Genomic DNA, 4,079 nt, shown 5'->3' with positions numbered 1-4,079 from the left:
GGCTAAGAGATGGATTAAACAACAAATTGAGCGTTGTAATGTGTTGCATCAGGCAATTATACATTTTTAGTTGATCGTAATTCAACTGCTTTTACTATAGTACAAGGTATTGTAATCTATTTTTTGTTCCTAGAATTTAGATTCTAAAAGCTCAATAATAATCAAGAGCTTGATCTTTTTAACGCCTCCTTGATTTGTGCGCTCCTGATGAAATAAAGTATAATCAATATAAATAAATCGCCCTTGAGGCCTTCTTTTGATCAAATCCATAAAGCTCATTTTGCCTGAGTCCCACTTACACATAATACCCAGATTGATTCAGCAATACCTTTGTAAGATTCAAGTAACTCAACAGATTTTTTGTTCTAAATTATCTTATGTATCTAACAAGCACGTTTATATCTATTGCTATCATTTTACATCCTGAATTATTTTATCCATTTCTTAGCATGGTAGTGCGATGCTTGGCTTTATAAGAAATCCTTTTAAATCAGTGACAGATTTATTCAGCGGCCTAATTACTATTGGGCTTTGGCTCTAAATCAGTTCCATATTTTGTTTATTGACAGGATGCAAGGATTTAAAATTCAACTTACATACTTAAAACGTGAAATGCCTAATTTAAAATACCGCTGAAGGATTCACTTCAATGAGATACGCAAAATATTTTAGTATATTACTAGATTGTCACCTATTAAAACGCTATAATAGCGCCGCATTATAGCGTTTTAATGCCACGCAATCATTCTGTATCAATCTAAGTTGTATGAAAAATTATAAGGATGGAACTAATATAGGTGCGTCTCAGCAAGAAGAAATTAAAAATAGCGGGTTATTAGATTCTCATGCAGAAGGAGTGCTCAATGCAAATTTACAAAATGAATCTCAAACGCTTGATGTGCGACTTCATGAAATACTTAGTGAATATAAATTTGATAATATACATGTTGCTCAGTATCTTGAAAAGATTGTGCGGTGGATGATGAAAGAACAGAGTTTTTGGAACAATAAGGACAAAATTGAACAATTAATAATGAAGATGTTATCGTATGCATTACAAGACATTGATAATGTGTGGATTATAAGGCTTACCTATTCCATGGAGCGATATCCAGACTTTTGGACCAAAGAAGCAAATGTTGAACAATTCATAAATATTTTGGATAAATTACAAGACGCTGATCTTAATCGCATCACATATCTTATCAAAGATATGGCGGAATATCCAAATTTTTGGACCAAAGAAGCAAATGTTGAACAATTTATAAATATCTCAAATAAATTGCAATGCTCTCATATTTTTGGCTTTCCAAATCTTATCCACTATATGAAGAAATATCCAGATTTTTGGAGCAACGAAACAAAGATTGAAGAATTAGCTAAGGTATATAATAACGCTTTATGCAAGTTACCTAGACGCTTATTTCCTAACGATCTCATCGAATCTGTGATTCAGAATGAAGATTTTTGGTTTAATGAAGAAAATGTTAAACTAATATCATCTCTACATGAGGGCTTAAAATACTCACCATTCTCAGACGCTAAAGAACTCGTGCAATTCATAGCAGAGCATAGGGTGTTTTTAGATCAATACACTGCACAAATCAAGAGTATATTTCAAGTAGTAAGCTCTCCTAGACTTAAAGAGCTTACTAGCTTTGTTGTATCTAACACAGATTTTATTAATGATCATGTAAGATTTGGCACAGTAATAAGCGTAGCGCAGGAATTAGATATACCCAATGTATCTGACTTTCAAGAGCTTGTTGAGTATGTAATGACAAAGGAAGGAGATTTTTTTGATGATATAATAAGCATAGCGCAGGAATTAGATATATTCAATGTATCTAACTTTCAAAAGCTTGTTGAGTATGTAATGACAAAGAAGAGAGATTTTTTTAATGATCATCGAGCGAGCGTTGACTTAGTAATAAATATGATAAAGGCAAAGGCACTCACTTTTGATACAGGTGACTTTATAACGCTGATTGATCATATGGTAGAGAAGCAAGTGGTTTTTGATTATCATCAGGCGAGCATTGACTTGGCAACAAGCATACTAATTGCATTAAATTATACTGGTATTGTTGGCTCCGTGAGGAGTAAAGCATTTTACATGTCTCAGGCTAAAGAGTTTATTAGTATTATGGCAGATAATACAGAATTTATTACTGATCAGCATAATGCCGAATTATTGCTTAGCATAACACAAGCGCTAAAACACATTAATTCTTCTTGCATTGAAGATATTATTAAATCTATTAAACGATATTCAGAGTTTTTCGAAGACGTAGATAACATTGCACAATTAGCCAAGGTATATAATGCTTTAGGGGATGCACATAGCCTATTCAATATCGGCCCAATAGTTGAATCTATGGTCCAGGATGAAGATTTTTGGTTTAATGAAGGAAATGTTAGACTAATATCATCTCTACATGAGGGCTTAGAGCGCTCACCATTCTTCAATCCTCAAGAATTAATGCAATTCATAGTGGAGAATAATGAATTATTAGGTCAATACACTCAGCAAGTCAGGGATATACTTCAAGTACTACGTAACATTAATGCTTATGATAATGGTCACAGTGTGGAAGAGCTTAATAGCTTTGTGGGATCTAATAAAGGTTTTTTCAATGATCAGAAGAGCTTTGAAGCAACAATAAGAATGGCGAAGCAACTAAGAAGTCCCAAAATATCTGACTTAACAGAACTGATTGATTTTGTTATTGAGAAAAAAGGGTTTTGTCATAATGAGGAATGTGTAAAATCAGTAACCAGCATCACAGAGAAATTAAAATGGAGTCTCACTATATCTGAGTTAAAAGAACTGACTAATTATATGATTAATAGGGGAAAGTTTTTTGAGAATCAGCAAAATATTGCATCGGTAATCACAATACTGAAGGGAATATACTATAAATATAATATCTATTATGGTTATGATGTTTACACTTACACTATATCTAATTTAAAAGAGCTTGTTGATTATATGATGGATCACAAAGCATTTTTTGAGGATCAGGAGAATGTTAGATCAATGATCGTACTAATAACTAATAAAACACTCGCGGTCGCTACCAGGAATATATCTGACTTAAAAAAGCTAGTTGGTTATATAATGGATCATAAAGTATTTTTTGATAATCAGGAGAATATTAAACAAATAACAGGTCCTTTGTGGCATACTTTTACTGAAAAAAGCTCATTTATAGAGGATCGAAAAAATTACATAGAGATGGTTGAGCAAAACCCAAAGATTAACATACAAGATCTTATGCCTTTTATTCATTATATGAGCTCTCATGAACACAAGGATGATGGTGATTATATTATAGAGCATGGTAGATTATCCATGATGTATGATCAGGTATACTATTTAGATGACAAGGTTGGTCATCATATACAGGATATAAAATATTGGGCCTTGATACATCGTACAATCAAGATAACAAGGGATGGTAAAGTGGCTTCACTTGGTGATATGGATTCAATGCTGGGTCATTGGTACAAATTTCCTTTTTATCAATCAAAAAAGATGATGTGGGTTACAAGTGGGTTTGAAGGTTTGGGTATATGTAAAAATTTAAATTATCGTGGCGATAAACTTTATACAGTTATGAATGCATATAATAAGTATTCATTATTTGAGCTATTGGGTTATGAAGAATTGATCCGAATAAGATCAACATTTAAGCCTATAAATATAGAGGTATATAAAGAAAGAAAGCTGTATGATTTTGTGAAAAATTTTTCCCAAAAAGCTATCAACTCATTATACAGCGGTTTGCAATCTGCTGATGATGAAGCTTATATCCATAATGTTGGCAAGGTTAGCGCTCACTATTCATTACACAATGATGGCACTCATTATATTCGCATAGAATTACACGATAAGAAAGCTAAACTACAGGATTTTACCTCTCTAAAAGAAGATATAGTATCCTGTATAGAGCAAGAGATAGGCACTGTTAACAAAGGTTGTATTTAATAGATGCTAAAGCTATAAAGGCAAGGAAAGAGAGATCGGATTTCTCAAATCGTAATGCTAAGCGTCGATTTTCTTTGAGTTTAGCGAA

Annotated in this window: 1 protein-coding gene; it reads left to right on the top strand. The window is 32.7% G+C overall.

Annotation, left to right across the window (positions count from 1 at the left end; genetic code table 11):
* Nucleotides 1-766 precede the first annotated feature (766 nt).
* Entirely contained in the window at nucleotides 767-3,991 is a 3,225-nt protein-coding gene (locus Cyrtocomes_RS05520) for a hypothetical protein (RefSeq protein WP_322498192.1), read from the top strand.
* Nucleotides 3,992-4,079: the final 88 nt, after the last annotated feature.

Origin of the sequence: Candidatus Cyrtobacter comes, from assembly GCF_034470605.1 — a bacterium.
GTDB classification, from domain to species: Bacteria; Pseudomonadota; Alphaproteobacteria; order Rickettsiales; family Midichloriaceae; genus Cyrtobacter; species Cyrtobacter comes.
This window is presented reverse-complemented; position numbering and strand designations above follow the sequence as displayed.

Bases quoted from the DNA above. Each gene is read 5' to 3' on its own strand.
- Cyrtocomes_RS05520 (WP_322498192.1), top strand. From the start codon at position 767: ATGAAAAATTATAAGGATGGAACTAATATAGGTGCGTCTCAGCAAGAA.